24 protein-coding genes and 2 pseudogenes are annotated in these 25,798 nt (G+C 61.8%); 19 read left to right on the plus strand and 7 right to left on the minus strand.

The genetic code is table 11. The features are described from left to right. The first annotated feature begins 10 nt into the window (after nt 1-10). Complete coding sequence (locus AC0V8S_RS06780; protein ID WP_183464124.1) at nt 11-349, plus strand: cupin domain-containing protein; 339 nt, start codon at nt 11-13, stop codon at nt 347-349. A 178-nt stretch (nt 350-527) separates the two neighbouring features. Here AC0V8S_RS06780 and AC0V8S_RS06785 read toward each other — a convergent pair whose 3' ends face one another. Beyond that, entirely contained in the window at nt 528-1,949 is a 1,422-nt protein-coding gene (locus AC0V8S_RS06785; RefSeq protein ID WP_475437237.1) for a coniferyl aldehyde dehydrogenase, read from the minus strand. Nucleotides 1,950-2,202: 253 nt separating this feature from the next. On the opposite strand from AC0V8S_RS06785, the gene recQ reads away from it, so the two are divergent. Together recQ and AC0V8S_RS06795 are read left to right on the plus strand one after the other, a co-directional pair. Continuing rightward, a complete protein-coding gene (gene recQ, locus AC0V8S_RS06790; RefSeq protein WP_475437238.1) occupies nt 2,203-4,029 on the plus strand; it encodes a DNA helicase RecQ in 1,827 nt (608 codons plus the stop codon). Nucleotides 4,030-4,295: 266 nt separating this feature from the next. Next, on the plus strand, nt 4,296-5,705 hold the full coding sequence (locus tag AC0V8S_RS06795; protein WP_475437239.1) for an SIR2 family NAD-dependent protein deacylase: 1,410 nt from the start codon (nt 4,296-4,298) through the stop codon (nt 5,703-5,705). 282 nt (nt 5,706-5,987) lie between these two features. On the opposite strand, the gene AC0V8S_RS06800 is transcribed toward AC0V8S_RS06795, so the two are convergent. After that, nucleotides 5,988-6,758: an SDR family oxidoreductase gene (locus AC0V8S_RS06800; RefSeq protein ID WP_183464118.1), complete on the minus strand. Its 771-nt coding sequence runs from the start codon at nt 6,756-6,758 to the stop codon at nt 5,988-5,990. 57 nt (nt 6,759-6,815) lie between these two features. Between AC0V8S_RS06800 and AC0V8S_RS06805 the strand changes: the two genes are divergently transcribed. Together AC0V8S_RS06805 and AC0V8S_RS06810 are read left to right on the plus strand one after the other, a co-directional pair. Next, complete coding sequence (locus AC0V8S_RS06805) at nt 6,816-7,106, plus strand: hypothetical protein (RefSeq protein WP_475437240.1); 291 nt, start codon at nt 6,816-6,818, stop codon at nt 7,104-7,106. 219 nt (nt 7,107-7,325) lie between these two features. Then, nucleotides 7,326-10,238, plus strand: a complete 2,913-nt coding sequence (locus tag AC0V8S_RS06810; protein WP_475437241.1) for an autotransporter outer membrane beta-barrel domain-containing protein — start codon at nt 7,326-7,328, stop codon at nt 10,236-10,238. A gap of 91 nt (nt 10,239-10,329) precedes the next feature. Here AC0V8S_RS06810 and AC0V8S_RS06815 read toward each other — a convergent pair whose 3' ends face one another. From AC0V8S_RS06815 to AC0V8S_RS06825, 3 genes are all read right to left on the minus strand, one after another. Further along, nucleotides 10,330-10,623, minus strand: coding sequence for a hypothetical protein (locus AC0V8S_RS06815; RefSeq protein WP_475437242.1), 294 nt, complete (start codon nt 10,621-10,623; stop codon nt 10,330-10,332). 171 nt (nt 10,624-10,794) lie between these two features. After that, complete coding sequence (locus tag AC0V8S_RS06820; protein ID WP_475437243.1) at nt 10,795-11,070, minus strand: Atu4866 domain-containing protein; 276 nt, start codon at nt 11,068-11,070, stop codon at nt 10,795-10,797. A gap of 2 nt (nt 11,071-11,072) precedes the next feature. Continuing rightward, the gene (locus tag AC0V8S_RS06825) at nt 11,073-11,801 is read right to left on the minus strand and encodes an SDR family oxidoreductase (RefSeq protein WP_475437244.1); all 729 of its coding nucleotides are present in this window, start codon (nt 11,799-11,801) and stop codon (nt 11,073-11,075) included. A gap of 111 nt (nt 11,802-11,912) precedes the next feature. Here AC0V8S_RS06825 and AC0V8S_RS06830 point away from each other — a divergent pair, with 111 nt between their 5' ends. The 3 genes from AC0V8S_RS06830 (at nt 11,913) to AC0V8S_RS06840 (ending at nt 13,442) form a co-directional block, all read left to right on the plus strand. Next, on the plus strand, nt 11,913-12,806 hold the full coding sequence (locus tag AC0V8S_RS06830; RefSeq protein WP_475437245.1) for a LysR family transcriptional regulator: 894 nt from the start codon (nt 11,913-11,915) through the stop codon (nt 12,804-12,806). A gap of 88 nt (nt 12,807-12,894) precedes the next feature. After that, nucleotides 12,895-13,149 (plus strand): type II toxin-antitoxin system ParD family antitoxin, encoded by a 255-nt coding sequence (locus AC0V8S_RS06835; protein ID WP_183464104.1) that lies wholly within the window; start codon nt 12,895-12,897, stop codon nt 13,147-13,149. Beyond that, nucleotides 13,149-13,442: a type II toxin-antitoxin system RelE/ParE family toxin gene (locus AC0V8S_RS06840; protein ID WP_183464102.1), complete on the plus strand. Its 294-nt coding sequence runs from the start codon at nt 13,149-13,151 to the stop codon at nt 13,440-13,442. The genes AC0V8S_RS06835 and AC0V8S_RS06840 overlap by 1 nt, the downstream gene beginning before the upstream one ends. A gap of 35 nt (nt 13,443-13,477) precedes the next feature. Here the strand turns inward: AC0V8S_RS06840 and AC0V8S_RS06845 are convergent, their stop codons facing one another. Continuing rightward, nucleotides 13,478-13,894, minus strand: a complete 417-nt coding sequence (locus AC0V8S_RS06845) for a hypothetical protein (RefSeq protein ID WP_475437246.1) — start codon at nt 13,892-13,894, stop codon at nt 13,478-13,480. Between the two features lie 437 nt (nt 13,895-14,331). Here AC0V8S_RS06845 and AC0V8S_RS06850 point away from each other — a divergent pair, with 437 nt between their 5' ends. The 7 genes and pseudogenes from AC0V8S_RS06850 to AC0V8S_RS06880 all read left to right on the plus strand — a co-directional run. Next, nucleotides 14,332-15,681: a DUF6538 domain-containing protein gene (locus AC0V8S_RS06850; RefSeq protein ID WP_475437247.1), complete on the plus strand. Its 1,350-nt coding sequence runs from the start codon at nt 14,332-14,334 to the stop codon at nt 15,679-15,681. After that, a complete protein-coding gene (locus tag AC0V8S_RS06855; protein ID WP_475437248.1) occupies nt 15,671-15,862 on the plus strand; it encodes a hypothetical protein in 192 nt (63 codons plus the stop codon). Before AC0V8S_RS06850 ends, AC0V8S_RS06855 begins: the two co-directional genes overlap by 11 nt. Nucleotides 15,863-16,676: 814 nt before the next feature. Then, nucleotides 16,677-17,264, plus strand: coding sequence for a recombinase family protein (locus tag AC0V8S_RS06860; RefSeq protein WP_475437249.1), 588 nt, complete (start codon nt 16,677-16,679; stop codon nt 17,262-17,264). Between the two features lie 526 nt (nt 17,265-17,790). Beyond that, on the plus strand, nt 17,791-18,375 hold the full coding sequence (locus AC0V8S_RS06865) for an SOS response-associated peptidase (protein ID WP_475437250.1): 585 nt from the start codon (nt 17,791-17,793) through the stop codon (nt 18,373-18,375). Between the two features lie 153 nt (nt 18,376-18,528). Beyond that, nucleotides 18,529-20,069 (plus strand): annotated as a pseudogene (gene istA / locus AC0V8S_RS06870) (IS21 family transposase). Nucleotides 20,070-20,084: 15 nt separating this feature from the next. Further along, a complete protein-coding gene (gene istB / locus AC0V8S_RS06875) occupies nt 20,085-20,846 on the plus strand; it encodes an IS21-like element helper ATPase IstB (protein ID WP_475434929.1) in 762 nt (253 codons plus the stop codon). A 120-nt stretch (nt 20,847-20,966) separates the two neighbouring features. Next, nucleotides 20,967-21,128, plus strand: a pseudogene (locus tag AC0V8S_RS06880) (SOS response-associated peptidase); the annotation flags it as partial. Here AC0V8S_RS06880 and AC0V8S_RS06885 read toward each other — a convergent pair. Beyond that, the gene (locus tag AC0V8S_RS06885; protein ID WP_475437251.1) at nt 21,070-21,765 is read right to left on the minus strand and encodes a DUF4145 domain-containing protein; all 696 of its coding nucleotides are present in this window, start codon (nt 21,763-21,765) and stop codon (nt 21,070-21,072) included. The pseudogene AC0V8S_RS06880 and the gene AC0V8S_RS06885 sit on opposite strands and share 59 nt — an antisense overlap. 404 nt (nt 21,766-22,169) lie before the next feature. Between AC0V8S_RS06885 and AC0V8S_RS06890 the strand changes: the two genes are divergently transcribed. The 4 genes from AC0V8S_RS06890 (at nt 22,170) to AC0V8S_RS06905 (ending at nt 25,029) form a co-directional block, all read left to right on the plus strand. Continuing rightward, nucleotides 22,170-22,349, plus strand: a complete 180-nt coding sequence (locus tag AC0V8S_RS06890) for a hypothetical protein (RefSeq protein WP_475437252.1) — start codon at nt 22,170-22,172, stop codon at nt 22,347-22,349. 11 nt (nt 22,350-22,360) lie between these two features. Next, on the plus strand, nt 22,361-22,570 hold the full coding sequence (locus AC0V8S_RS06895; RefSeq protein ID WP_069090389.1) for a hypothetical protein: 210 nt from the start codon (nt 22,361-22,363) through the stop codon (nt 22,568-22,570). Nucleotides 22,571-22,886: 316 nt separating this feature from the next. Then, complete coding sequence (locus AC0V8S_RS06900; RefSeq protein WP_032933762.1) at nt 22,887-23,150, plus strand: hypothetical protein; 264 nt, start codon at nt 22,887-22,889, stop codon at nt 23,148-23,150. A 1,297-nt stretch (nt 23,151-24,447) separates the two neighbouring features. Continuing rightward, nucleotides 24,448-25,029, plus strand: coding sequence for a hypothetical protein (locus AC0V8S_RS06905; RefSeq protein WP_475437253.1), 582 nt, complete (start codon nt 24,448-24,450; stop codon nt 25,027-25,029). Nucleotides 25,030-25,798 lie beyond the last annotated feature (769 nt).

Consider the following 25,798-nt stretch of genomic DNA (forward strand, 5'->3'; position numbering starts at 1 on the left):
CGATGAGGAGATGACGATGACGAAGATCTTCGCGCATGCCGGCGAGGGTGCTTGGACGCCGACGCCGGATGGCAACAGGCGGCGCGTTCTCCTCTCCATCGATGAGTTGATGCTGGTCGAATTCGGCTTCGACAAGGGCGGCGTCGGTGCCCTACATTCCCATCCGCATGTGCAGTCAAGCTATGTCGCCGAAGGCCGCTTCGAGGTGACCATCGACGGGCGGACGGAGATTCTTGAGGCCGGGGGCAGCTTCATCGTGCCGTCCGGTCTGGTGCATGGCGTCAAGGCGCTGGAAGCGGGGCGGCTGGTCGACAGTTTTACGCCGCACCGGGCGGATTTTCTCGCCTGAGGGCAGCAGCGGCCGACTTCGCGCTCTCTTTCGAAATGAAAAACCCGCACCTCCAAAGAGGCGCGGGTTTGTTGCCTGGGCGCCCGTGGCGCCGCGGTACTCAAAACATCACCGCAGGATCGGAACCTGCTGGATCATGGTGAATATAAACTTAATGCGCGGAGGTCACGGCGGTTGGTCAGGTGATCCGCTGAAGCAGGCCGAAAAGCCGCTCGAACGCCTTGCCATAGGGCGGGCGCAGCAGGGCGCCGGCGCTCAGGCGCGACTGCAGGAAAACCGGCTTCTCCTTGCTGAAGGTGCGGAACCCCCATTCGCCGTGATAGGCGCCCATGCCGCTGGGGCCGACACCGCCGAAGGGCTGGTTCTCCTGCACCAGATGCAGCATGCAGTCGTTGATGGTGACGCCGCCGGCGATCGTCTCGCGCAGGATGCGCTGGCGGTTGGTGCTGTCGTTGCCAAACCAGTAGAGCGCCAGCGGCCGGTCGGCCTGGTTCACATGGCTGATTGCCTCATCGACGGTGGCGTATTCGACGATCGGCAGCACCGGACCGAAAATCTCCTCGCGCATCAACCGCAGGTCCGGGCCGGCGTTGCTGACCAGGGTCGGCAGCAGCTTGCGGCTCGCGGCGCCGAATTCTTCGCCGGCCGGGTTGATTTCGGTGATTTCGGCGCCGGCGTCACGGGCTTCCGCGATCATGGCGCGCAGGCGCTGAAAGTGGCGGTCGCTGATGATGGCGGTGTAGTCGGGGTTGTCGCGGAGCGTTGGGTAGAGCCGCGCCACCGCGGTTGCGAGCTTGGCCGCGACCGTGCCGGCCTGCCCCTTCGGCACCAGCAGATAGTCCGGCGCGATGCAGGTCTGCCCGGCATTGAGCAGCTTGCCGTAGGCAATGCTGGCTGTCGCCGCATCGAGATCGCAGGAGGGGTCGAAGATCGCCGGCGACTTGCCGCCGAGTTCGAGCGTGACCGGGGTCAGGTTGGCGGCAGCGGCGATCGCGACTTGGCGGCCGACCGCGGTCGAGCCGGTGAACAGCAGATGATCGAACGGCATCGCCACGAAGGCCTTGCCCATCTCGGCATCGCCGGTGATGACGCTCAACTCGTCCGGGGCGAAATGCTCGCTGGCCAGTCTGGCGAGCAGCTCGGAAAAAGCTGGTGTCAGTTCGGAAGGCTTGACCAGCACGCGGTTGCCAGCGGCGAGCGCTGCCGTGACCGGCGCGACGGCAAGCTGGAAGGGGTAGTTCCAGGGCGAGACGATGCCCACGAGACCAAGCGGCTGCGGCAGCAGGCGATTGCGGCCCGGCAAGAACGGCAAGGTGGTGGCGACACGACGCTCCCGCATCCAGCCTTTCAGATGAGACAGCGTGTGGCGGATGCCGGCGCGCACGACGAACAGTTCGGCAAGGCGCGTCTCATGCGCCGAGCGGCCGCCAAAGTCGGCATCGATCGCCGCGCAAATGTCGGCCTCATGCTGCTCGGTCAGCGCCAGCAAGCGTTTCAGGCGGTCTTTCCGCACACCCAGATCGGGAAAGGGCTGCTTCTCGAAGGCCGTGCGCTGCAGCTGAAACCGTTCGCCGAGGACATCCTGTCTCACCTGCAGCATCGTGCCCTCCCTGGCTCGCCTGGCCAAGCTTACATCCTGACGTGAAGGAATCCAGCGGGGGTGGAGGTGTCGCTGGGGAAGGTGTGCCTTCGCCAGCCACGACCAATCAGTCCGCCGTCAACATGGGAGGACCGTTCCGGTTGTGTTCCGAAGGCAGCTGCGCTACTCCGAAGCATCACGCGGAGAGTCTCTTGATCGATTCCCATATTCTCTCCAATTCCGGAAAATTTGCTTCCGATCCGGTGTCATCCTGATGTCGGCGCAGACAGCCAGCATTCGGGCCGAGGATCCCAAGCGGCGCGTCCTGAAGGACGTGTTCGGCTTCGACGATTTCCGCCCCGGCCAGGCCGATGTCATGGATGCGCTGCTCGGCGGGCGCCATGTGCTGGCCGTCATGCCGACGGGTGCCGGCAAGTCACTCTGCTACCAGGTTCCGGCGCTGGTCATGGGCGGGCTCACCCTCGTCGTTTCGCCGCTGGTGGCGCTGATGCAGGATCAGGTCGCCGCCTTGCGGCTGGCGGGCGTCGGCGCCGATACGATCAATTCCTCGCTCGACCGTGAGGCCAATGTCGCCGCCTGGCGACGCGTGGCATCAGGCCAGACGCGGCTGCTCTACCTGGCGCCGGAGCGGCTGATGACCGAGCGCATGCTCGAGGCGCTTTCCAGGCTCGAAATCAGCCTGATCGCCATCGACGAGGCACATTGCATCTCGCAATGGGGGCCAGCGTTTCGGCCCGAATATGAAGACCTGTCGCGTTTGCGGCACATCTTCCCCAACGTGCCGATCATCGCGGTGACGGCGACGGCGGATGAAAGCACGCGCAGCGATATCGAAGCGCGGTTGTTCGCGGAGCGGGTGGAAACGCTGGTGCTGGGTTTCGACCGGCCCAACATCAAGCTCGCGATCGAGTCCAAGCAAGACAGCAAGCGGCAATTGCTGCGTTTCATCGAGCGCCACTCGGGCAAGAGCGGCATCGTCTACTGCCTGTCGCGCAAGAAGACGGAAGAGATGGCGGCCTTCCTCGAGAAGAACGGCGTCACCGCGCTCGCCTATCACGCCGGCATGAGCAAGGAGGCGCGCGAGGCGAACCAAAACGCTTTCATGACGCTGTCCGGCGTCGTCATGGTGGCGACCATCGCCTTCGGCATGGGCATCGACAAACCTGACGTCGCCTATGTCTTCCACACCGATATGCCGGGCAGCCTGGAGGCCTATTATCAGGAGATCGGCCGCGCCGGCCGTGATGGGCGCAAGGCCGAGGCGCACATGCTTTACGGCCTTGGTGACATCCGCATGCGGCGGCTGTTCATCGACGACGAGGATGCAGCGGTGGAGCACAAGAGGCGTGCGCACCGCCGGCTCGACACGCTGATCGGTTATTGCGAGACGGCACAGTGCCGCCGCCAGGTGCTGCTTGGCTATTTCGGCGAGGAAGCCGAGCCTTGCGGTAATTGCGACAATTGCGTCGACCAGGTGCCGCGCGCCGATGGCGCTGCCGAGGCGCGCATCATCCTGGCGGCTGTCGCGCAGAGTGGCGAGCGCTTCGGCGCCGCCCATGTCATCGACATCCTGCTCGGCCATGAGACCGAGAAGATTTTGGCCAGGAGCCATCAGAGGCTCGCCTGTTTCGGCAGCGGCGCGGCGCATAAGAAGGATTTCTGGATGTCGCTGATCCGACAGCTCGTGGCGAACGGTTTCCTGGAGCCGGATCCGAGCGGCCATGGCGGCCTTGCCATCGCCGAGAAGGGCCACGCGCTTGACCGTGGCGAGGAGCCGTTCCACTACCGTGTCGAGATGCGCAGCCGCGCCTTGCGCAAGATGCGAGCGGCCGAGGGTTCGGGTGCCGAAGGCGTCGACGCTTCGCTGCTGGCCACGCTGAAATCCCTGCGGCTGCGCCTGGCCAAGGAGCGCCAGGTGCCGGCCTATGTGGTGTTCTCCGACCGCACGCTGATCGACATGGCCGAACGCCGCCCGAGTGATCTCGACGCTTTCGCCGAAGTGAATGGCGTGGGGGCTGCCAAGCTCAAGGAGTTTGGGGCGATTTTTCTGAGCGCTATTGCGGCGCATCGGTCCGACTGAAGTCGAGGCAAGGAATTTTCCAATAGGTTCTCTATGCGAGGCCGTATCTCAAGATTAATATTGCTTTTTTTATTTTATATTGAGTATAGTTACTTTGTGTGCAACCGAGCTGATATAGACTGGCGCTATAGAGCGTTAGATATTGGAATGTCGACGATGGCAGGCAAGTTCGATATCGCGAGTCTTTGCGCGCTTTACGACCGCGGACGACTGGTGCCGTTTGTCGGATCGGGCATGAGTAGCCCAACTGTGCGAGTTGGGAAGAATTGGTCACGGGGCTGGAGCGGCTAGCCAAGATCAAAGTCGCTTCACAGAGGAAGAATTTCATTCGGCGTGCCTCGATAGCGCTGCAGGTGCTTCGGCAGCAGGGGGACGATGTTCCCAAGGCGGTGTCGAAGTCCATCTATCGGTCTGGCGTGGAGATCGTCCCGTCGCAGACGAAAGAGTTAGCGTCCCTGTTCTGGCCGTTGGTGTGCACGACCAATTACGATGATCTGTATCTCCGAGCCAAGCTGGAAGCGAAGGGTTATGTTCCAAGGACTTTGGGTCGTTCGGAGGCGCACTGCCGAGAACTGCTGGAGCACTTGAGTTTTCCGGCCAGTGAAATCGTGTGGGCGCTTCAGGGTTTCCTGCCGCGGCTGAACGGCTCTCTTAAGGAGAAGATCGGTCAGGACGTCCCGCTCGCTCAGTTCGCCGAGGAGCTGGTGGTCGGACACGATGAGTACCGGAAGGAGGCTCATCGAGCGCCGCATTTCCGGCGCAGCTTCGCAGAGTTGTTTCGGACCCGGTCGCTGCTCTTTCTGGGATCGGGACTCGGCGAGCCTTATTTCCTATCACTCTTTGACGAAATCATCGAACTCACCGGACCGCCGGCGCAGCCGCACTTCGCGCTTATCCAAGAAGGCGAAGTGGATTCGGAATTCCTGCAAAAACAATACCACATTCTCTGCAATACCTACCCAGAAGGCCGGCACGAGTACGTCGTCGATTTTTTGAAAAAGCTTTCAAGGCGGGTGGATGCGTCGCGCGTTCGGCCGAGCCGTTGGGGGTTCCGTCTCGCTTCGCCATCAAAGATCAAGCGCGGAAACGAAGTAGATGATCAATTTACCTGCGTCCGAGGCAGTCTGCCCAGCAAATCCAAAATCCCCAAAGATGAAGTGCTAGCGATTAGCTGCGGGCGCGGCCCAGCGAAGGCCGACGCAACGAGCGATTCGGATCGTGGCAGACCTCTTTTCGGCAAGGTTGGCGAGAAGATGCGGGGCCTCAAAAGTACCTGGGAGAGTGATTGGATCGTTACATGGGAGGGCTTCCCGCAGGTCTACGGAATCGTCGCACGAGACATGGGCCCCGACGAGTCATCAAGAGATAAAAGAAGCGCAGAATCGATCCTGGTCGCATTTAAAGATTTTCTTCTGCGGATGCATGAAAAGCGGGTGCGGCAGGTTCATGTTCAGCTTCTGAGCGCCGGTCGTGGCCGGGTGTTCAGCCCTGGGTCTCCATTAGTCAGATGGCGCGCGCCTATGGGGAGGTCTTTCGCGATATCCGAAAGAGGACACCCGGCGACCCGCCCCGGGTTACGGTCTACCTGGTTGACCCGGGGGTGGTCGCACTGCTTCAGGGCGGGTACCTTGACCTGGTTCAACAATTGCAAGGCGCGCCACTGCGGATCACTGTAGAGGTTATCGACGCGTTCGGGCGCGCGGAACGCCATCACCAGATCGTTCCGGCTACGGCTCGCCTTAAATCCCTGATCGGCCCCGTCGGTTCGCGTCAGCCGCTGGTTAGTGCCCGCCCGCTTCCGCGTCTGCGGTACGCTCCGGAGCCGCTTGATAAGGTGATCAACCTCAACGTCCGCGCTTTCGGGCTCGTTAGTGGCAGCACGCTGTTTTTGGACTATCGGAGATGATTCGTAGGGCACCAGCCCAACGCTCGGCCTGAATACCCGCCCTCGCAAATCGTCACATCTGTATCGACATGCCGCCATCGACGGTCAGGACATGGCCGTTGACGAAGGAAGCCGCGTCGCTGGCGAGGAAAAGGGCGGCGCCGGCGATCTCCTGCGGCCGCCCCCAGCGCTGTAGCGGAACACGCTGGCGCGCGAAGGCAACCAGATCGGGGTTTACCGCCATCGCGGCATTGGTCTCGGTGGCGAACATCCCCGGCGCGATGGCGTTGCTGGTCACGCCGTGGGCGCCATATTCGACGGCGATGCTGCGCATCAAGCCGGTCAGTCCTTGCTTGGCGGCGGGGTAGATGGCGTCGCCGGGCCGCGCCATCTCGCCGACGATCGAGGTCACCGCGATCAGCCGGCCATGGCCCTGGGCCTTCATGATCTCCGCCGCATCGCGCGACAGCGAGATCGCCGACAAAAGATCCGTCCTGATCAGGTCAAGGATGTCGTCGTCGTTGAAGGCGGCAAGCGGCCGCCTGTCGCGGGCGCCGACATTGTTGACGAGGATGTCGAGCCGGCCTCGGGTCTTACTGATCTCTGCGATCATCGCGCGGCCCGCCCCGATGTCGGCCACGTCGAAGACCGCAGCCTGCGCACTGCCGCCATTTCCGGTGATGGCGGCGACGGCGCCGTCGAGCGTCGCTTCGGTGCGTCCGCTCACCACGACATGGGCTCCGGCTTCAGCAAAGGCGCGCGCGATCTCGAAGCCGAGGCCGCGTCCGCCGCCGGTGATCAGGGCCACACGCCCCTCCAGGGAAAATCGATCGAAAATGCTCAAAACAGGCGGCCTCTGCGCACATGGGACGGGTGCCGATCCCATGCGGCAATCGGCGGCTTGTTGTCAGCCTATCGTTCAATCGAAGCCGGTCAAATGAACTTAATGCGCGGGCGAATGCGTTTCGCAAGGGAGTTCTGGTCCCATGTGATGGTCTCCGATCGCGCGCTGATCGACATGGCTGAACCACCCGACGTCAATGGCGTTCGTGTCGCCACGCTTAAGGCGTTGGGCGAGGTTTTTCCGGGCGCGATCGCGGCGCATGAATCCGAAGCTCGACGGCACTATTTTTTGCAGACTGTGCCACTTTTTTATGCACTACTTGGTTCATATGGTCGGTTACTTCTATGATCCTGTTGCCGGCAAGCAACAACCCAAGATGAAAAGCCCGCGGCGCGAATGCCGCTCTTGCTCTCCCAGATGTCTGGGCTCTCTACTGCAAGAGGCGCACGGATTCTCGTTCAAAGCCTTCATAATCATGATGAGACATGCCTTGGGTCGTTGCAGTCGGCGCACCTGGCCGATGTTGTTGTGCCGGTAGGGCGCGCGACGGTTTTTTGAGGGCAAGGCATGTCTGGCGTGACATTTCCGGGGGCGGCTCGTCGATCGGGCCGTGTAAAAGTTCTTCTTGCCACAACGTCCGTAACGGCTCTGCTGCTGGCCACGCTGCCAGCGGCAGCCGATAGTCTGCTGGTCGGCAGTGGCGGCGACGGCGGCACTAGCGGCTGGGGCAATGGCGGCGGTGGCGGCATCGGCGGCGGCGGCGGCGGCATTGGGGCACAATTTTCCGGAGGCACTGGCGGCGGTATCAGCGGCGTCGGAGGCGGTGGTGCAACGGCTGCCGCGGGCGGCGGCGGCGGTGCGCTTGGCGGCGCCGGCGGTACCGGCGGGCACCCTGCCGGCGGCGCGGGCCCTGCTATCGTCAACCCCGGTGGCGCTGCTGGCGTCAACCCGGATGGATCGGGAGCCAACGGTGCTGGCGGCGGCCTTGGCGGTCTCTTGGGTGGCGGCGGTGGTGCAAATAACAGCGGCGGCGGCGGCGGCGGCGGCAAAGTGGTCGATGGTGACGGCAACGACATTTCGGGCAAGACGCCGGATGCCGGTGCGAGTGGCCCCTCTTCGCTTATTCTGACCAACAGCGGAAGCTACGAATTCGTCGGCGTGGGCGGCGGCGGCGGCGGCGGTAGCTGGGACCGCACTGGCGGTGACGGATCCGCGGGTGACCTTACCGTCTTTGGTGTCACGCTGACCGTGAACCGCTCGATTCTGGTTGGCGGCGGCGGCGGCGGCGCGGGCGCCTTCGGTGTCGGCGGGGTTGGTGGTGCCGGCACGGTTTTGCTGGAGGACGGCGCCAGCCTTTCTGTAGGCGAAACGCTGCTGGTCGGCGGGATGGGCGGCAGCGGCGCCTCATGGTACACTGCGGTAGCCGGGGGCGGAGCGGGCGGCAGCGGTGCCGTTACGGTCGACTCCACCTCATCCATCGCCATCGGCAGTGGGGGCGCAATTATCCTGGGTGGCACCGGAGTTCCGGGAGTTCTCGTCGGTTCGTATCTTGGACCCAGTGGCGCCGGTGGCGCAGGCACGCTGAACCTCGCGGGTGCGTTGAATTTCCAGAGCGGCGGCAGCTTTACCATCAATGCCACAGGCACGTTCAATCTCGGCAATGCGGTTGCGAATGGGACTGTCGCCGGGACGATTTCGGGCCTGTCCAGCCTGACCAATAACGGCGCGATCAATTTCAACCAATCGAACGCCGTCACGTTCTCACCCGCCATAAGCGGCGACGGCACGGTGACCCAGAACAGCGGCGGCACCGTTCTTGATGGTGCCAACACCTACACCGGCGCGACGACGGTGAATGGTGGCGTCCTGTCGGTGAACGGGTCGATTGCATCGTCCGTGCTGACGACGGTCAACAGTGGCGGCACGCTGGGGGGTACCGGCACGGTTGGCAACACAACGATCGTGGGCGGCGTTCTGGCGCCAGGCAATTCGATCGGCACCATCACGGTCGCCGGGAACCTCGTGTTCGGCGCGGGCTCCACATACAGCGTCGAGGTTTCGCCTGTTACGGCCGACCGCACCAACGTTACCGGCACGGCCGACCTCTCGGGCGGCACGGTGGCGGTGACCTACCTGCCGGGCACTTTCGTGGCCAAGAGCTATACCATCCTCCATGCCGACGGGGGACTGGGCGGCACTGCATTCGCGGGTATCGACGCCCCGACGCTGCCGGGCCTTACAAGCAGCCTCGTCTATGACTACACCGCGAACGACGTCTATCTGCAGACGACCGCCGTGCCGACCATGGGCGCCGGGCTCAACGAGAACCAGAAGAGCGTCGATACGGCACTCCTCGATTACTTCGACCGGACCGGCTCATTGCCCGGCGCGTTTGCCGGGCTTGACGCGAACGGGCTTTCCCAGGTGTCGGGCGAGGTGGCGGCCGGTGCCGCCAATGCCGGCATCGACAGCGCCGACCAGTTCATCAATGCGCTCGATGCCCAGGCAGGCCAGGGCGCGGCGGGTCCGGCCGGTGGCGGCGGGGCGACGGCCTATGCGGAAGACAGGGCAGCCGGCGACAAGGACCAGTTTGCCTCGCTCGGCATCAAGGCCAGCCACAATGCCGACCTGGTGGGGTCTGTCTTCGCCAGCCGCTGGCAGGCATGGGGCGCCGTCTATGGTGGTTCGCAGAAGATCGGCGGAGATGCCGGCGTCGGCTCGCACGACACGAATTCGGATATCTTTGGCATCGCCGGCGGCATCGTCAGGAACTGGGGCGACACGCGCCTTGGCGTCGCCATCGGCGGCGGTTCGTCCAGCTTCTCATTGTCGGATGATCTCGGCTCCGGCCATGCCGACACTTTCAATGTCGGCGTGTTCGGCCGGCAGGGTTTTGGCGATGCCTATATCGGCGGCGTGCTGGCCTACGGGTTCAACGACACCAACACCAGCCGGGTGGTGCCGGGCGACACGCTGGAGGCGTCCTTCAACGCGCAGACCTGGTCGGGACGCGTCGAGGGCGGCTATCGCTTCGCCACGCCGGTTGCGGTGCTGACACCCTACGCCGCCTTCCAGGCCACGGCCTATCATTTGCCGGCTTATTCCGAGACCAGCGCCGGTTCCGGCGACTTCGCGCTCGGTTACGGATCGCAGACGACCACCGCGACGCGTTTCGAACTGGGCCTCAACCTCGACAAGGACATCCCGCTGCGGGATGGCGCGAAGCTGACGCTGTCGGGCCGCGCCGCCTGGGCGATCAACGGCGGCACCGACCGCAGGGTGACGGCGACGTTCCAGGGCCTGCCCGGCGCAACATTCACCATCGACGGGGCCGAGCCGGACACCAACGCCGCTCTCCTCAACACCAGCGCGACATACACAACAAGCTCCGGCCTGTTTGCTTCGCTCGGCTTCCAGGGTGAATTCTCCGGCAATGTCCAGAGCTATGCCGGCAAGGCAAAGATCGGGATCAACTGGTAAGCGATCGAGATCAACTGGTAGCCATCGGGATCAGCTGGTCGTCCGCAACCCGGCATTTGCGGAGTTCGCCATGAGCGGCCCAGGCCAAGCCTCACGGCCAGGCGTGTTGCATTGAATTGACCGACAGCCAGGCCATTAGCGGCAGCGCCAGCACGAGCGCCAGGCGTAGCGCTGCCGATCGAGCTTTGTCGAAATCACCTCGTCTCAGCCGCAGCCATGCCTGCACGGCGGCGCCAAGCGGGAGCAGGGCGTAGAGGCCGGCCAGAGCCCACAGGAGTTGCTCGCCGGTCACCGGAACGCCGCCCTGTCTGAGCGCGTCGCCGATGGTTGCTCCCGGTACTGCGACGAAGAAGGCTCCGGCGATCGCAAACAGGAAGCCGATCATCGACCCGGAAACGCTGTCGCCGACAGCGCGACCGCCACCGCCAGCAGGATGAGCAAGATGATGAAGGCGCGCTGGGTCACTGCCTGGAAGCTCCGTCCGTCGGCAAACCGATAGCAACAGAGGCTTAGAAATCCGTTCGCGCCAATCGGTTCGGACGGCCTGCACGGCTCGTCATCTATCCCGGTAGAGGATCATGCCGGCGTGGTGCAGGATCCCGTCGATGAACTCGCCGTCCGCTGTGAAGCCGGTGTCGTCCCAATAATCGATGTGATTCCCCGTGACGAGATAGCGTCCCAGATAAGCACGCTCGCGTTTGCCCCTGGCCTCGACATAGCGGCGGTCGGCTAAAAGTTCGTGGCGGATGGTGCGGTCGGCCGTGACCCACATGCCGACATAGGGATGGTTGTTCATCTGGTCCTCTGTGGTTGTGACGCCGAGCGGCGCCATGCTCAGTGCGCCGCCCGTGTCGGACGCACGACGATCTCGTTGACGTCGACGTCATCGGGCTGCTCGATGGCGAAGCGCACCGCCCTGCCGATGGCATCCGGTTGCAGCGCGATCGCGCGGTACGTTTTCATCGCTTCAGCGGCAATCGTATCGGTGATGGTGTCGGCCAGTTCGCTTTCGACAACGCCGGGATGGATGCAGGTGACGCGGATGTCATCCCTCTCCTGGCGAAGACCGTCGGAGATCGCCCGCACCGCATATTTGGTGGCGCAATAGATAGCCGCTGTCGGCGAGACGGTGAGCGCACCCACGGAGGCTATGTTGATGATGTGGCCGGCTCCGCGCGCCGTCATCTGCGGCAGCACGGCGGCGATCCCGTGCAGGACGCCCTTGATGTTGACGTCGATCATGCGGTCCCACTCGTCGACCTTCATCGACGCCATCAGCGACAGCGGCATGATGCCGGCATTGTTGATGATGACGTCGACCTGCCCCCAGGCCTGGCGCGCGGCTTCCGCGAAGGCGGCGACATCGGTCCGGTCGGTCACGTCGAGCCTGCGGGTCATCACCTCCCCACCTTTCGCGCGGATCTCGCCCGCCAAGTCTTGCAGCCTGTCGATGCGGCGTGCACCCAGCATCAGCCTGGCGCCGGCAGCCCCGAGTTCGCGGGCAATGCCGGAGCCGATCCCGCTGGAGGCTCCAGTGATGAGAACGACCTTGTCGAGAGCCATTGCAAAAATCCTTTCGTCTTCAATGGGATCAAGATTGCCAAGGATTTACGTCTCCGCCACTGTCGCGATAAGACATCCAATTGTTGTCGCCATGGAAAGCTGAGGTAACCAATGCTGCCCGATTTCAATATGCTTTCGGTGTTCGCACTCGTTGCCGAGGAACGCAGTTTCCGCGCGGCGGGCGAGCGGCTCGGTGTCAGCCGGTCGGCCGTCAGCCAGACGATCCGGCGGCTCGAGGAAAACCTCGGCATCGCGCTGGTTTCGCGGACGACGCGCAGCGTCAGCCTGACCGAGGCTGGAGAGCAATTGTACGAAGACGTCGCGCCGGCCATCGCCGACATGCGTGCAGCGCTCAGCCAGACCGAACAGTGGCGCGACCGGCCGCGCGGGCAATTGCGGCTGGCCGTCTCCTCGATCGCCGAGCGCTTCCTGTCGGGACCGTTTCTCGCCGGCTTCACCGAGGCCAATCCCGAAATCCAGCTTGACATCATGGTGACCGACGAGGAGTTCGATATCGTCGCCGAAGGCTATGATGCGGGCGTGCGGCTGGGAGAGGTCATCGAACAGGACATGATCGCGGTGCCCGTAGCGGGTGACGAGCGGCAACTGACGGTCTGCTCGCCCGCCTATCGCGACCGCTTCGGCATTCCCGCGCATCCCGCCGACCTTGCCGGGCATCGCTGCATCGGCTGGCGGCCCTCACCCAAGGCGGTTCCCTACCGCTGGGAATTCGCCGAGGACGGCAAGGATTTCAGCGTCGCGGTCGCGCCCGAAATCACCACCAACGACATGGCGCTGATGATCAAGCTGGCCGTGGCCGGCGCCGGCATCACCTTCGGCATGGAGGAGAGTTTTCGGCCGTTTGTCGAGCGGGGAGAACTGGTCCCGCTGCTGGAGGACTACTGTCCGCGCTTTGCCGGTTTCTATCTGTATTATCCAAGCCGGCGCAACGCCGCGCCGAAATTGCGCGCGCTGGTCGAGCATCTGAGGCGCTGCAAAGGATGACCGCAATGGCATCTGGCGGCGAGATACGCGCAGCCAACTTTGACAAACTTTGCCAAAATATGCCATATTGTAGTGACTGGAGACCGCTATGGCGACGATGAACGTGTCCTTGCCTGATCCCATGAAAGACTGGGTCGAGGCGCAAACCAAGACAGGTCGCTATGCCAATGCCAGCGACTATGTGCGGGATTTGATCCGCCGGGATCAGGAGCGCAATGACAAGATCGCGGCCATGCAGCGCTTTGTCGATGACGGTCTGAAAAGCGGCATCGGCACTCGTTCCAAAGACGCGCTTTTTGCGGAGGCGCTGACGCGTGCCAATGCGCCGCGCGGCAATGGGTAGTGGGATTCCGCCTTTCCCTGGCGGCGGAAGACGACATCATCGCCATTGCCGAACAGGGCGTGCGCCTGTTCGGCGCAGCGCAGGCCAGACTGTATCATGAGCAGTTGTTTGCGATGCTCGATCTGATCGCTGCGAACCCTCGCATGGCCCGGGAGAGGTATGAGATATCGCCGCCTATGCGCATCCACCCGTTCAAGGCCCACCTTGTCGTCTACCGGATCGAAGCGGATGGCGATATTCTCATTGTCCGAATACGACACGGACACGAGGATTGGGCGAGCGATATTCTCTAGGTCGGCTCAGGTCAAAGACTGCCGCCCGGAGTCGGCTAACGCCAAAGGCACACCCGGACGTCATTTCCAATATAGCACGCGCCTTCGCGGTGAAGTGCCCCCCAATCTTGTCCGTCGCCGTGGGTGTCGCGAATATCCCCGTTCGCGTAGCCTGCCCAAGAATCTCCGTCCTTGTACACAACCGCCCAGTAATCCTTGGACATTTCACCGGCCCCACTATGGGTGTCGGGATAGTCGATACCTGCGAAAACCTGATGAGGCCCCTGAATATTGAAATCGCCGCCCTTCTCGATTTGATAGGAGCATTTTCCGGATATGCGGGTCTCACCCTGAACGACAAGCAGGCAGCGGCCCCATTTATAGCCGCTCGGCAAACGATGCTGTGCTTGCGCATGCGAAGGCGAAAAGGAAGCCGCAATTGCAAAGGCAGTCGCTATAGTTCGCCCGAGCATCTGATCACCCGTTGTGAAACAGCCGATCCAGGGAGCGACCGGACACTGTTGGATTCCACCTGCAGCGCATGTCGAAACGGTCCCGCGCAGGTTGGGTCCCTTAGAGATCCTGTTATTTATCGATCATAGTCGGATTTTTGTCACGTGACATGTGCGCTGCCACACGGCGGGGTACGGATCGTTTGTCGATCCGACATAGATATCGCCGTTACGGAGGTGCAGGAAATAGACGTACCACATGGTCCCCCTACGCTACTTCGCAGCTTCGGGCGACACTCCTACGCCCGATTGCGGTTTCGGGTGGCCTGCCACCCGAAACCCACAGGGCGCAGGGTGGCGGAGAGGGAGGGAAACTCTCCCCGCATCATTGTACTCCTTGCAGGCCTTGACTTTCATGCCGTTGCGCCTCCCTAGTGGGGGACCAGAGTGGGGGACCGATGGCCAATCCAAGGCAATTCGTAGAGTGGCACGGCCAGCAATGGCGCGTTGTGGTGAAGGTTCCGGCCAAGCTACGCGACATCATCGGCAGGACCAAGCTCAAGCAGCCGCTGCATACGGCGGACCTCAAGCAGGCCAACGAGCGGAAGTGGGCCGTTGTGGAGCGCTTCAAGGCCATTCTTGCGGCTGCCGACCGGGCGCTGGCCACCAACGATCCGCTTGAGGCCGAAGCGCTCCGCAACCGCCTGCATAAGGATGAGCAAGGGACGCAGGATCACATTCATGACCGTGCCACCCAGCTAGAGGCAACACATGGCCTCGACCGCGCCAAGGCATTCTATGAGGTGGCCAGCGGACAGGTGACCCCGCTCGACCACCACGCCGACGCCTTCAAGGCGTACAAGGCGACTTACAGCATGGCCTCGACCCAGGACTTCGAGCGAGTGCTGGGCTGGCTTGCGGATTGGCTCAAGACCGACCACCGAGCCGCCAGCATCGAGGCCGTGACGAGGCAGACAGCGGGACGCTTCATTGACGGGCATCTCACCATCGGCAGAAGCCGCGCCAAGGCCGCCGCCTATCTGGGCTTCCTTCGGGAGTACTGGAAATGGCTCAAGCAGCGCGGCCATGTGAGTGATAACCCTTGGGTTGGCCAAGACCTCCCAGCCGCGCTCCGCCCAAGCCGGGACGCCGATCCAGATGGCGACAAGCGGGCCTATACCGACACCGAACTGGCCAGGCTCATCTATGGCCCATCCAGCGACCGCCTTGCGGACCTCATGCGCATTGCTGCCTTGAGCGGAATGCGGATCGAGGAGATATGCCAGCTTCGCGTGGTGGACTGTGAGGGCGGCTTCAACATTCGAGCCGGCAAGACGGATGCGGCCAAGCGCCAAGTCCCCATCCACACCGCGCTTGCGGAGATCATGGCGAGGCGGACCAAAGGCAAGCAGCCCAGCGACTTCCTGATTGACGGACTGCCTGATGTTCCCGCCTCAAGGGAAAGCCGCTCCGATCCCGCCTCCAAAGAGTTCACGCGGTATCGCCGCAAGGTGAAGGTGGATGAGCGGCCCAACGGCAAGGCCAAGTCCAACGTAGACTTCCATTCGTTCCGCCGCTGGTTCATCCGCAAGGCCCGCAATGCCATGCAGGAGGGCAACGCCGGGTTTGACGAATGGACGTTCCCAGCCGTGATCGGCCACACCGAAAGCGAGCGGCCCAAATCCCTCGACCTCGCCATGATGGGCTACGCGGGGAAAGACCCAGAGAAAGCGAAGCGGGCCTTGGTGGAGGCCGTCAAGCTGCCATCCCATCCACCGCCAGAAGGAGCCGACCACAATGACCACTGACACACTGCCGACCGCCACCGCTTTGGCCGATCCCGCCCCCGCCATCAGCTTCGCGCTGGACCATCTGGAGCCCTTCGAGCTTGCCGACTTCCTGCGCGATCATCGAGACGGAAAAGACCTTGAGCCATGGCTGGACGGGGTTCGCCGTGATCGCCTGATGGCCCCCGATATGGCCGCGTAAGGCGAAAAACCCAATGAAAACAGCAATCAATTCCCTCGTACTTAGACCCCCAGGTTCCATAGGGTAGAGGACTAGAGGGCACCCGGTCTCAGTCCCGAATAGCCCACGTACTTAGGGGGCCGCCTTTAGGTAGAGAGGCCCATGGAGGCATCTGCCTCAGGCACTCAGGGCGAATAACTCAATGAAATCAACAATCAATGCCCTTGTACTTAGACCCCAAGGTGTTCCATAGGGTAGAAGCCTAATAGGGGACGTACTTAGACCCCCAGGTGTTCCCTAGAGGGGAAGGGGAGGGACTGCTCCTCCTCTCCCCTTTAGCCGCTCGGGTCTCTCTCCGGGCATAGTGCTCAAAGTGACTGCCTTGAGTACCGGCATGTTAGCCATCGGGTAGTAAGGGGAGATGAGGGAGCAAGGCCGCTCCCCTCTTCAAGGCCACCATGAGGTACGCTCACCGCCCGCTCCGGGTAGCTCACTGGACGCCATTCGGGTGCCGATCACGCGAGCGCTCCAATATACGTGACAGCAGACGCGATTTCCCCCCATGGCCCGCCAGATGGGACCCTAAATGAATGGTGGGTGGGTGGCTCTCTGGCACCGGGCAGCGGCGCATCGGGTTCCGCTTCCGGGCATCCATTCGGTCGCAGGGGAGATGATGGAAACCAGCCCCCTTCCTGATGGCCCGTCTCATTAGGGCAAGCCCATATGAGTCTCGCAAAGAGCCGTCTAAACAGTCTCACATAAGTAGTCTCTTGACATTTCGGCGGTTAGTCTCACATAATAGTCTCACATGATCGCCTTTGGGAGACACAGTGTCATGACCACCTCCGCACTAGTCGGCTACGCCCGCACCTCCACCACTGACCAAAAGGCTGGCCTTGAAGCCCAGCTTCGCGACCTTGAGCAAGCGGGATGCACCAAGGTGTTTCGCGAAGAGATTTCCTCTGTAGCGACCAATCGGCCACAACTTGCCGCCGTCCTTGAATGGGTGCGTGAAGGCGACACGTTGGTTGTGACTAAGCTGGACCGGCTAGCACGCTCCGTGGCTGACCTCGTGTCGATCACAGCGGCCTTGAAGGCAAAGGGGGCAGGCCTTCGCATCCTGGCTATGAACCTTGACACCGCCACTCCCACGGGAAAGCTGATGTTGAACTTGCTGGGCTCAATCGCGGAGTTCGAACGGGAGCTAATGCTTGAGAGGCAACGCGAGGGGATCGCGAAGGCCAAGGCGGATGGCAAGTATGCTGGCAGGCAGCCCACCGCCCGCGCAAAGGCAGGCGAGGTGATGCGACTGCGTGCGGACGGGAAGTCAGTGGGGGACATCGTGGCGGCCCTAGAGATTAGTAGGGCTTCTGTCTTTAGGATATTCGCGGAGAACGGGGAGAAGGCCGGTGAAGGGAGCTAATCATGTCCCAGTCCTACTATGGGTCGGTTGAAGTGGGGCCGCACTGGTGTGGAGATGTTCTTTTTGAGAGCGTTGCCGAACGGGAAAAGTTGGCTGGAGAGGTGATTGCCCATTCACAAAAAAGCTCGGCGATTAGAGCCCAGGTTATGCGTGACAATCCCGGTCTCGACCTAGACGAGGAGCCGTCTCTAGCCACCGTAACGGCGATTGCGGAAGAGAATCGTCGAGACGCTTTGCGCTCTCACGAGAGGGCGGCGGAAATCTGGGAAGAGATTCTCCCCGCGACTGGCCAAATCATGGCGCTACTGCACGCGTTGCCGGCTGATCGAAGGCTGTGGGCTCTGGCCCAGGTTGTCGGCGATACGGTCTCGCAAATGTCTGAGACAAAAAGGACGCTATCGTCCGGCACCAATATCTCGATGATTGCACATGCCAGAAGATTGGCGAGGTCTTTGGGAGACGTGAGAGCAAAGGGGCTATGCGGGTGGCCTAGCAATGGGCGGGTCTTTGGGCCACATTTGAAGCCATGTGCAACCTCTACAACATCACCACGTCGCAAGAAGCCGTCCGCCAATGGACCCGGACTTTGCGGGACATCTTGGGCAACCTTGAGCCGTCCATAGACATCTATCCCAATCGCCCTGGCCCCGTGGTCCGCAATGCGCTGGACGGGAAGCGGGAGCTGGCAAACTTGCTGTGGGGCATGCCGACTGAGCCCGATCAGGTCAAAGGCAACGCCGACTCCGGTAGGCAGAACATACGCAAGACGAACTACTTTTACTGGCAGCAATATTTGGGCGTCGAGCATCGCTGCGTGGTGCCTGTGACGAGCTTCGCGGAGCCCAGCCCCGTTGACATGAAGGACCCCGAAACCGGCGTCAAAAAGAACTACTGGTTCGCCATCAACGAAGACCGCCCATTGTTCTTCTTCGCTGGCCTGTGGACGCCTTGGCATGGGGTCCGCAAGGTGAAAGACGGTCCCGGCGACCATGAGGTTTTTGGCTTCCTCACCACCGAACCCAACGCCCTCATCAAGCCGATCCACGAGAAGGCCATGCCGGTTATCCTTAGGACGCAAGAGGAGACCGATGCGTATTTCAGTCGATCGTGAGCACGGATTTCACCGCATCGTGAGCGCGCATTTCGCGGGATCGTGAGCAGCGATTTCAGACGATCGTGAGCAGCCTCCTCGAAGGTTGTGGACGCTTCGGCCGACATCTCAACCGGGCTACAGGTTGCCTCGTCAATGCAACGAGGAAGCCTGATGCCAACCCAGAGATTGTCGATGCGCCGGATCAGAGAAGTTTTACGTCTAAGGCATGTCCAGGGCCTGACCGAACGCGTCATCGCGCGCACGCTCGGGGTGAGCAATGGCGTCGTGCATGGTTACCTGCGGCGTGCCCGTCTTGCGGGGCTGAGCTGGCCGTTGCCTGAAGGGATGGATGACGAAGGCCTTGAGCTGCTTCTCTTTCCGGCACCGAAGGCGGCGTCGCAAAGCCCTCGGCGGTCCGTTCCCGACTGGAACTATGTGGAGAAGGAGTTGCGCCGCCGCAGCGTCACGCGGGTGCTGCTGTGGGAAGAGTATCGTGCCGCCAATCCAGACGGCTTTGGCTATACCTGGTTTTGCACGACCTTCGAGGCCTGGAAAGGGCGCGCGCGCCCGACGATGCGCCAGACGCACCTGGGCGGCGAGAAGGTGTTTGTCGATTTCGCTGGCGATACCATCGACATCTTCGACCCCATCACCGGCGAAGCGCGTCCCATGAAGCTGTTCGTCGCAGCGATGGGCGCCTCGAACTATACCTACGCCGAGGCGTGCCCGAGCGAGAGCCTGCCCGACTGGATCGGCCTTCACACCAACCTGTTCCGGTTTCTAGATGGCGTGCCGAAGTTCGTGGTCTGCGATAATCTCAGGGCCGCCGTCACCAACCCCGACCGCTACGACCCCGGTCTCAACCGGACCTATGCGGAGATGGCGAGCCATTACGGCACCGCAGTTCTCGCAGCCAGGCCGAGACGCCCGAAGGATAAGGCAAAGGTCGAGGTCGCCGTGCAAATTGCCCAGCGCTGGGTCCTAGCGCGGCTGCGCAACCAGCGCTTCTTTTCCCTGGCGGAGCTGAACGCAGCCATCCGCCTGCTCGTCGCCGAACTCAACGCCCGCCAGATGCGCGGCTTCGGCTCCAGCCGCGCCGAGCTCTTCGCCGAGATCGACAGGCCGAAGCTGGGAGAACTGCCGGACCAGCCATACGTCTTTGCGCGCTGGAAGCGTTGCCGCGTCGCGCCCGACTATCACGTCGAGGTCGACGGGCACTGGTATTCCACGCCCTACCGCCTCATCCGCGAGCTCGTCGATGTGCGCATCGCCGACAACACCGTCGAGATATTCCACAAGGGGCAGCGCATCGCCAGCCACGCCCGTGCGCCCAACCGGCGCGGCCACACCACCGTTGCCGATCACATGCCGAGCGCGCATCGCCGCTACGGCAAGTGGACGCCGGGGGACTGATCGCGGCCGGCGAGAAGATCGGTCCCGCCACCGCCGCCTTCTTCCAGGCTGTCATCGCTGACCGGCCGCATCCCGAACAGGGCTTTCGCACCTGTCTCGGCATTCTGGCACTGACCAAGAGCTACGGCAACACGCGCGTCGATGCAGCCTGCCAACGCGGCGTCCTAATCAAGGCACGCTCCGTCGCCTCGATCCGTTCGATCCTCAAGAACGGCCTTGATCGGGCCTTCCTCGACGAGACGCCCGACCACCAACCCCTGCGCCACGGCAACATCCGCGGTCAGGGCTATTTCCACTGAACCATGGAGTTCTCAATGCTCGCCCATCCCACCCATGAACGGCTGATCGCACTCGGCTTGACCGGAATGGCCAAGGCCTTCGAGGAGCAGCGACGATCACCGGATCTCGATGCCCTGTCGTTCGAGGAGCGCATCGGGCTTCTTGTCGATCGCGAAGCCGCCGAGCGCGACACCAAACGGCTCACCACACGCCTCAAATTCGCCGCGCTGCGCCAGAGCGCGTGCGTGGAAGATGTCGATTTGCGCACCCCGCGCGGCATCGACCGCGCCGTCTTCGCCCGGCTCGTCGCCGGCGACTGGATCGATCGCCATGAGAATCTGCTGGTCACGGGCGCAACCGGCTTGGGAAAGAGTTGGATTGCCTGCGCGCTCGGCCACAAAGCCTGCCGCGACAATCGATCGGTGCTCTATCATCGCGTCCCGCGCCTCTTCGAGGCGCTCGCGCTGGCTCGAGGTGACGGACGCTATGGTCGCCTGCTCAAGACGCTCGGGCGCGTTCAACTCCTCCTTCTCGACGACTGGGGCCTGTCTGTTCTCAACGCGTCCGAACGGCGCGACCTCCTGGAGATCCTCGACGATCGCCACGGCCGAGCATCGACCATCGTCACGAGCCAAATTCCCGTGGAACTCTGGCACGACGTCATAGGCGATCCCACCCTCGGTGACGCGATTCTGGATCGCCTCGTTCACAACGCTCACCGCCTTCAACTCACCGGAGAAAGCATGCGGAAACACAGTGCCCGCGCCCGCCCTCTTGACGGCGCCTCAAACACCTGAATCAATGAACACGTCGGTCGAAACGGCAGCTCATGATCGCGCGAAATACCTGCTCACGATCAAATGAAACGAGCGCTCACCATCGCCTGAAACGGCTGCTCACAATCAGCGAAATGCGCAGAGACCGAGACGTGGCTTACCGCACCTTGGTCGGAAGCGAAGCGGCTACAGCGCACGGCCCCGGACGATGCCCTTGTGATTGTCGAGAAGCCGGCCACACAGATTAAGTTTCCGCAACAGGGACCGTCACAGGCATCGGGCGGGCAGATGTCGCTGTTGTAGAGTCGCGAGATTTCTGTCGCCGCTTCTTAAATTCCTCAAATCGATCTCTGTATGAGAACAGATAGTCCATGATGGCATTCGTGAATTCCAAGATATCTTTTGCGTCATTCTGCTTGATCGATAGTCCCACTCCATGGGCGGCCTCATTGCCAGCTGCCCGCATCAATTCGGACCACTCAAATAGCCGATCATCAATCATCTTCTCTGTGTGCATCTTTTGAAGTGATTGGGCCAAGGTGCGCTCCGTGACACCGTGAGCCGCACAGATGCCCTCTAGTGACTTGCGGCACATGATCGCCGACGCCGTATAGGCGCTTGCTCTGTAGCAATTGCACGCTTCATCAAATGCCAGCCGGATGTCCTGTGGGGCATTCGGATTGACGCGCAGATCGGTCGTTGGGAAGATCAACTGCGGAGTATCCCATATGTCTCCCGCTGCCATGTTTCCTACGTTTGTTTGCCGCACCAAGATGGGAGACAGGCATTCGGAACACGCAAGCATCGAAAAAAGAGACGACGGGCCGCTGCCATCCGATAGACGCTCGAAGCACCCGCAGACCTTTGCATCGACGTGTCTTCGGCATTCCATGCACTCAATGATCATTGCTTTAGATCCCAGACATTCACTGTTCTTCATCCCGCCAAACCACCTTACGCACCATGCGGATTTCAACAAGGCGCCTCACGCGTATCTTCATGCTCTCCGAGGCGCTTGGGAGTAGGATATCCACGTCAAGGTCTCGGCGGCTGCACCGCTCGCAACGCATGTGCCGGTCAACGTCCCAAAATGGAATGTCCCCCACCAGCTTGGCAAGGTCCCCAGGCAGATAGTGGCGCGTGATGTTGCAGTTGAAGCATCGGACGCGGATCAGTTGACCAACCTCATGCGCTCGGCACAGCGTTTGCACAAGGCGGCGGGGTTTTCTTGGCTGCTCTGGCATGAGCAAAAATAGGAATGAGTTCCTCGCCGAGTCAATTCGCTCTTGACATCCGTGTTCTCTTTTTGTTCACTGTGGCCATGCAGCGTTGGGAGTAATTGCCATGGACCGCATAGTGACACTCAACAATCGCCAAGAAGCCGCCCTCCAGGCCCACGCCGAGGATTTCGTCGCAGTCCACAAGGGCGACGTGATGAAGGCCCTCAAGGAAATGATCGTGCTCAACGGGCACCTTCAAGAGCGGCTTGACGCGCTTACCTCACCACGCCGCGCGACCCGCTAGGAGGAACCGCAATGGGAACGATGCACTTTGACGCCGAGGCCAAAGCCGAGTTGCATTCGGAGGCCGTGAAGCTCATCGCCCGGTACGATAGCCCCCTTGAGACCGTTAAGGCGCTCATGGCCTACAACTGCGAGCTTGAGACCCAAATACTCGCCATCGCCCACCGGCATCCGGGGATAGTTTCCATTGGGTACGACGATACGCCGCCTGTTGTAGGATGATGGTTGTGGATTTGCGAACGGCGCCTGTGCGACCTGACACCCGGCAGCTTGAGCTATTCGCGGCCTAAGCAGATGACTCCTAAGCGAGACAACCCACCTCCGCCGTCCGATAGTTGGGACCTTGCCGCCGATGCAGCCATTGCGTCCCACGGTGGAGACCCTAGGGAGACCGTGAAGACGCTTCTTGCCACCAATGCGGCGTTGGAGCGTGAGGTGGCTCTATGGGCTCCTGCGGTGAGCTATGGCTTCAGCCGAGGGTGGCATAGACGCCAGCGCGGCGGGACCGAGCAATAAACCTCTCAGGAAGGGCACCTCCATGTCGGATAGCCTGCTACCGCAACAGAAAGCCCCGAAGCTGATCGTCGTCACCGCCTTTGACCGCGATGAGACCGGCGACCTCCAGCCTGTCTTTGGGCCTGCCGAGCAGCAGACCGAGGAGCGGGCAATAAGGACCGCAAAAGGCCTCGCGACGAAGCATGCCGGCGTCATTGCGTGGTCGCGTGATGCCAATCCCTCGCTTGGCGAATACGGGGAACCCACGACGCTCTTTGTGGGCGGCGACGTGCCGGACATGGAGTGATGGACGAGTGGACGAGTGGACGAAGGAGCCTAACATTGGCCCTACTTGACGTTGTCCAATAACCTTTGAAATTCCTCGTCGGAGATTTTCTTCTGAGGCTTTGCAGGGGGTTGGCTAGGCGCTGGTTGGTTGGCTTGCCATTGAACTGTTGTGATGGCCCAAGGTCCGCATACGGGCCCAACTAGAATTTCACCGCCTCTGCACAACGATACGTTGCCCGTCAACGTGTTGACCCGCCAAACAAACCCATTGCCGGCGGATGACACTGCATAGCGAGGGAGAAATGCCACTCCCATTATGGCAATCACTGCGCAACCCGCTATTCCCTTCCAAATGATTTGACCTCTGGATATCACAGCCATCCTCCCAACTCCGCCTGCGGTTCGCCCCCGCAAACTTCCTTGACCCGAGATCGGGGAGTTGGAAAACCAAGCCTAGGCCGGTCCCTACGGCCTTTAGTTCCGAAGAACCTGGACATACGCCGCAGGCTCCCCGACCCAAAAGTCGAGGTCGGCATCATTCCGGTCGATGCCGTACCGCTAGGCTCAGGGTTTCCACGCCCCGGAACGCCGCGTCTGCGCTCAGGAGGAGGCTTACCGAAGTTTGGAGTCGCTGCCAACTGTGTGTGCGGCTGTTGTCCCTATGGTGAGCCGGAAGTGCTCTGAGTCCTGTGTTCCGTGATGGCCTCGCTCTCCCATCGTCAAACATGCCGGTCACACCCATGTCGATGCTGGGTTGGGCCTGCTGCTTGTCGAAGGCTGGCGATGAACCGTCCGGTCAGCGGGAGCGCCGACACCCTCGCGCAAGCCCGGGAACTGGCTGACCCCTCGGGGGCGGACGGTGATGCTGCCCGCTGCCATGCAGGTGCCGTGCCCCGTGCGCGATGTTCTACGACTCCCTGCGCCAAGCGGAGGATAGGGGGGTGGGCATGGGGGTCTTCGAGAGGTGGTCTCTAGGGGGATGGTCGGGAGTGCTCTTGGGGGGTGCTCTTGATGGGTGCTCTTAGGGGGTGCTGTTGGGGGGGTGCTGTTGGGGTGAGACTAAGTATAGACCATGGCGCACCCCTTGGTAGTGACTATGCTGTGCCAGTTGGTGCCCTTAGGGAGGTGCATACCTGAGGTTAATGGGGTGTGTTGCCTTGAGGTGCAGCCCACACCTTCTCTATATGGTGGACAGTGATGGGCGGTATCCCGGCTTTTTACTGAATAGATCAGAAATTCTCTCGAAAACGACCTTAATTATGACTTAATATATTGCTTTCTGGAGGGTCCACCCTCCATAAGAAAGGAAATTCATTATGGAATCTAACGTACCGGTCGCGACCTTCAGGGACGCGCCATTAATTACCCTCGACCGTCTCAAAGCTGGCTGGGCGCAGGCTCTGGCAATCCTTCCAGAATGGGCGAGCTTTCATGTTTTCCTGCCCGACCGTGTGGCCGTTGTCGTGGGCAACAAGCATCGAATCCCAATGCTTCTGCCGCCCCTAGAACTGGCGGTGCTCGCGGAGACGACACGCCTTGGCCACGGCGTAGTGACCAATGCAAACGGCAACCGTCCGGGTGCCCGAACATACGCAAAGTTGTCCTTGAAGGATGCGGCGGACCGCAACCCAACCGTGAGGCGGTATCTGTCCGGTGCGGACGAGGGCAGTGCCGTAAAAGCTCTAGAAATCGAAACCGACTACAGCGCCACCAACGGCTACTTTGTGCCTGATGGTCATGCCAAACGGGCTGCTCGTGACGAAGTCATGGTGCATGTCAAAGCCCTCGCGCAATCTCGCCTTTCGGCGCACGAGGCCGAAGCATACCTAGCAAATCTTGCCGAACTACTCGAAGCCCTGGACGCTGGTGAGCAGGTTTGGCAGGACGCCGCCGAATAGCCTTGAGTATCGCGAGCGGACCTTTTGGCGATGGCGTCGCCCATTGTTCGGTTCCGGGATGTCGGCGGCCAACAGCGCTGGCAACTGGGACCGGACGTGCGTCGTTTCATTGTCGCTACCACGTGCAGCACAAGGCCCGTCATGGGTCCCATTGGTGCAAGACCTACCTAGCGAGGGACCTTAGACCGTATGCCATAGCCGCATCCGACTGGCTTCTTGACCCACGAAACGCTTTTGCAACGGCAACAGCATGGGCCGAGCTTAGCCGGGCATTAGCGTTCTCGGGTCGAGTTGACCCCGCTATGAACTTGCGTGGGCAGCCAGCCGCCTACAGGGCGCATGTCGCATTCGCGCGGCTGCGTGAGGCAGGCATTGAGCCCCGCCGCCTGTTGGCCGTCTATCTGGGCGTGAGTGCCCTTATTGAGGATGACTTTGGGTCTCATCGCACTCGCGAGTTCAGAATCGTCCAGGCGGCCAAGGCGGTCCATCGGTTAGCGAGCGGCACGCATAGGCGGTGGGAAATGTTCAACCCGTTGGGTCCTGCGGTCCATACGGAGCTTCATGCTTACCCGCGATCATCCGGCATCGTGCTCCGAAAGATTGGGGAAACACTGGAAAAGGCTGGGGAGCCACTTGCTCGCGAAGCAGTCCCGGAAATCATCGCCATTAAGGCAAACCGGTTTGGCGTTCATCCCTCTCATCTTCCCGATTGGCGGCCACCTTGGGACACGCGAGCGCGGTAGCGGATGGTGCGCGAATGCAAACAATC

It is taken from the genome of Mesorhizobium oxytropidicola, assembly GCF_056174625.1.

Bases quoted from the DNA above. Each gene is read 5' to 3' on its own strand.
- AC0V8S_RS06780 (WP_183464124.1), top strand. From the start codon at position 11: ATGACGATGACGAAGATCTTCGCGCATGCCGGCGAGGGTGCTTGGACG.
- AC0V8S_RS06785 (WP_475437237.1), bottom strand. From the start codon at position 1,949: ATGCTGCAGGTGAGACAGGATGTCCTCGGCGAACGGTTTCAGCTGCAG.
- recQ (WP_475437238.1), top strand. From the start codon at position 2,203: ATGTCGGCGCAGACAGCCAGCATTCGGGCCGAGGATCCCAAGCGGCGC.
- AC0V8S_RS06810 (WP_475437241.1), top strand. From the start codon at position 7,326: ATGTCTGGCGTGACATTTCCGGGGGCGGCTCGTCGATCGGGCCGTGTA.
- AC0V8S_RS06815 (WP_475437242.1), bottom strand. From the start codon at position 10,623: ATGATCGGCTTCCTGTTTGCGATCGCCGGAGCCTTCTTCGTCGCAGTA.
- AC0V8S_RS06820 (WP_475437243.1), bottom strand. From the start codon at position 11,070: ATGGCGCCGCTCGGCGTCACAACCACAGAGGACCAGATGAACAACCAT.
- AC0V8S_RS06825 (WP_475437244.1), bottom strand. From the start codon at position 11,801: ATGGCTCTCGACAAGGTCGTTCTCATCACTGGAGCCTCCAGCGGGATC.
- AC0V8S_RS06830 (WP_475437245.1), top strand. From the start codon at position 11,913: ATGCTGCCCGATTTCAATATGCTTTCGGTGTTCGCACTCGTTGCCGAG.
- AC0V8S_RS06835 (WP_183464104.1), top strand. From the start codon at position 12,895: ATGGCGACGATGAACGTGTCCTTGCCTGATCCCATGAAAGACTGGGTC.
- AC0V8S_RS06845 (WP_475437246.1), bottom strand. From the start codon at position 13,894: ATGCTCGGGCGAACTATAGCGACTGCCTTTGCAATTGCGGCTTCCTTT.
- AC0V8S_RS06850 (WP_475437247.1), top strand. From the start codon at position 14,332: ATGGCCAATCCAAGGCAATTCGTAGAGTGGCACGGCCAGCAATGGCGC.
- AC0V8S_RS06855 (WP_475437248.1), top strand. From the start codon at position 15,671: ATGACCACTGACACACTGCCGACCGCCACCGCTTTGGCCGATCCCGCC.
- AC0V8S_RS06860 (WP_475437249.1), top strand. From the start codon at position 16,677: ATGACCACCTCCGCACTAGTCGGCTACGCCCGCACCTCCACCACTGAC.
- AC0V8S_RS06865 (WP_475437250.1), top strand. From the start codon at position 17,791: ATGTGCAACCTCTACAACATCACCACGTCGCAAGAAGCCGTCCGCCAA.
- istB (WP_475434929.1), top strand. From the start codon at position 20,085: ATGCTCGCCCATCCCACCCATGAACGGCTGATCGCACTCGGCTTGACC.
- AC0V8S_RS06885 (WP_475437251.1), bottom strand. From the start codon at position 21,765: ATGAAGAACAGTGAATGTCTGGGATCTAAAGCAATGATCATTGAGTGC.
- AC0V8S_RS06890 (WP_475437252.1), top strand. From the start codon at position 22,170: ATGGACCGCATAGTGACACTCAACAATCGCCAAGAAGCCGCCCTCCAG.
- AC0V8S_RS06895 (WP_069090389.1), top strand. From the start codon at position 22,361: ATGGGAACGATGCACTTTGACGCCGAGGCCAAAGCCGAGTTGCATTCG.
- AC0V8S_RS06900 (WP_032933762.1), top strand. From the start codon at position 22,887: ATGTCGGATAGCCTGCTACCGCAACAGAAAGCCCCGAAGCTGATCGTC.
- AC0V8S_RS06905 (WP_475437253.1), top strand. From the start codon at position 24,448: ATGGAATCTAACGTACCGGTCGCGACCTTCAGGGACGCGCCATTAATT.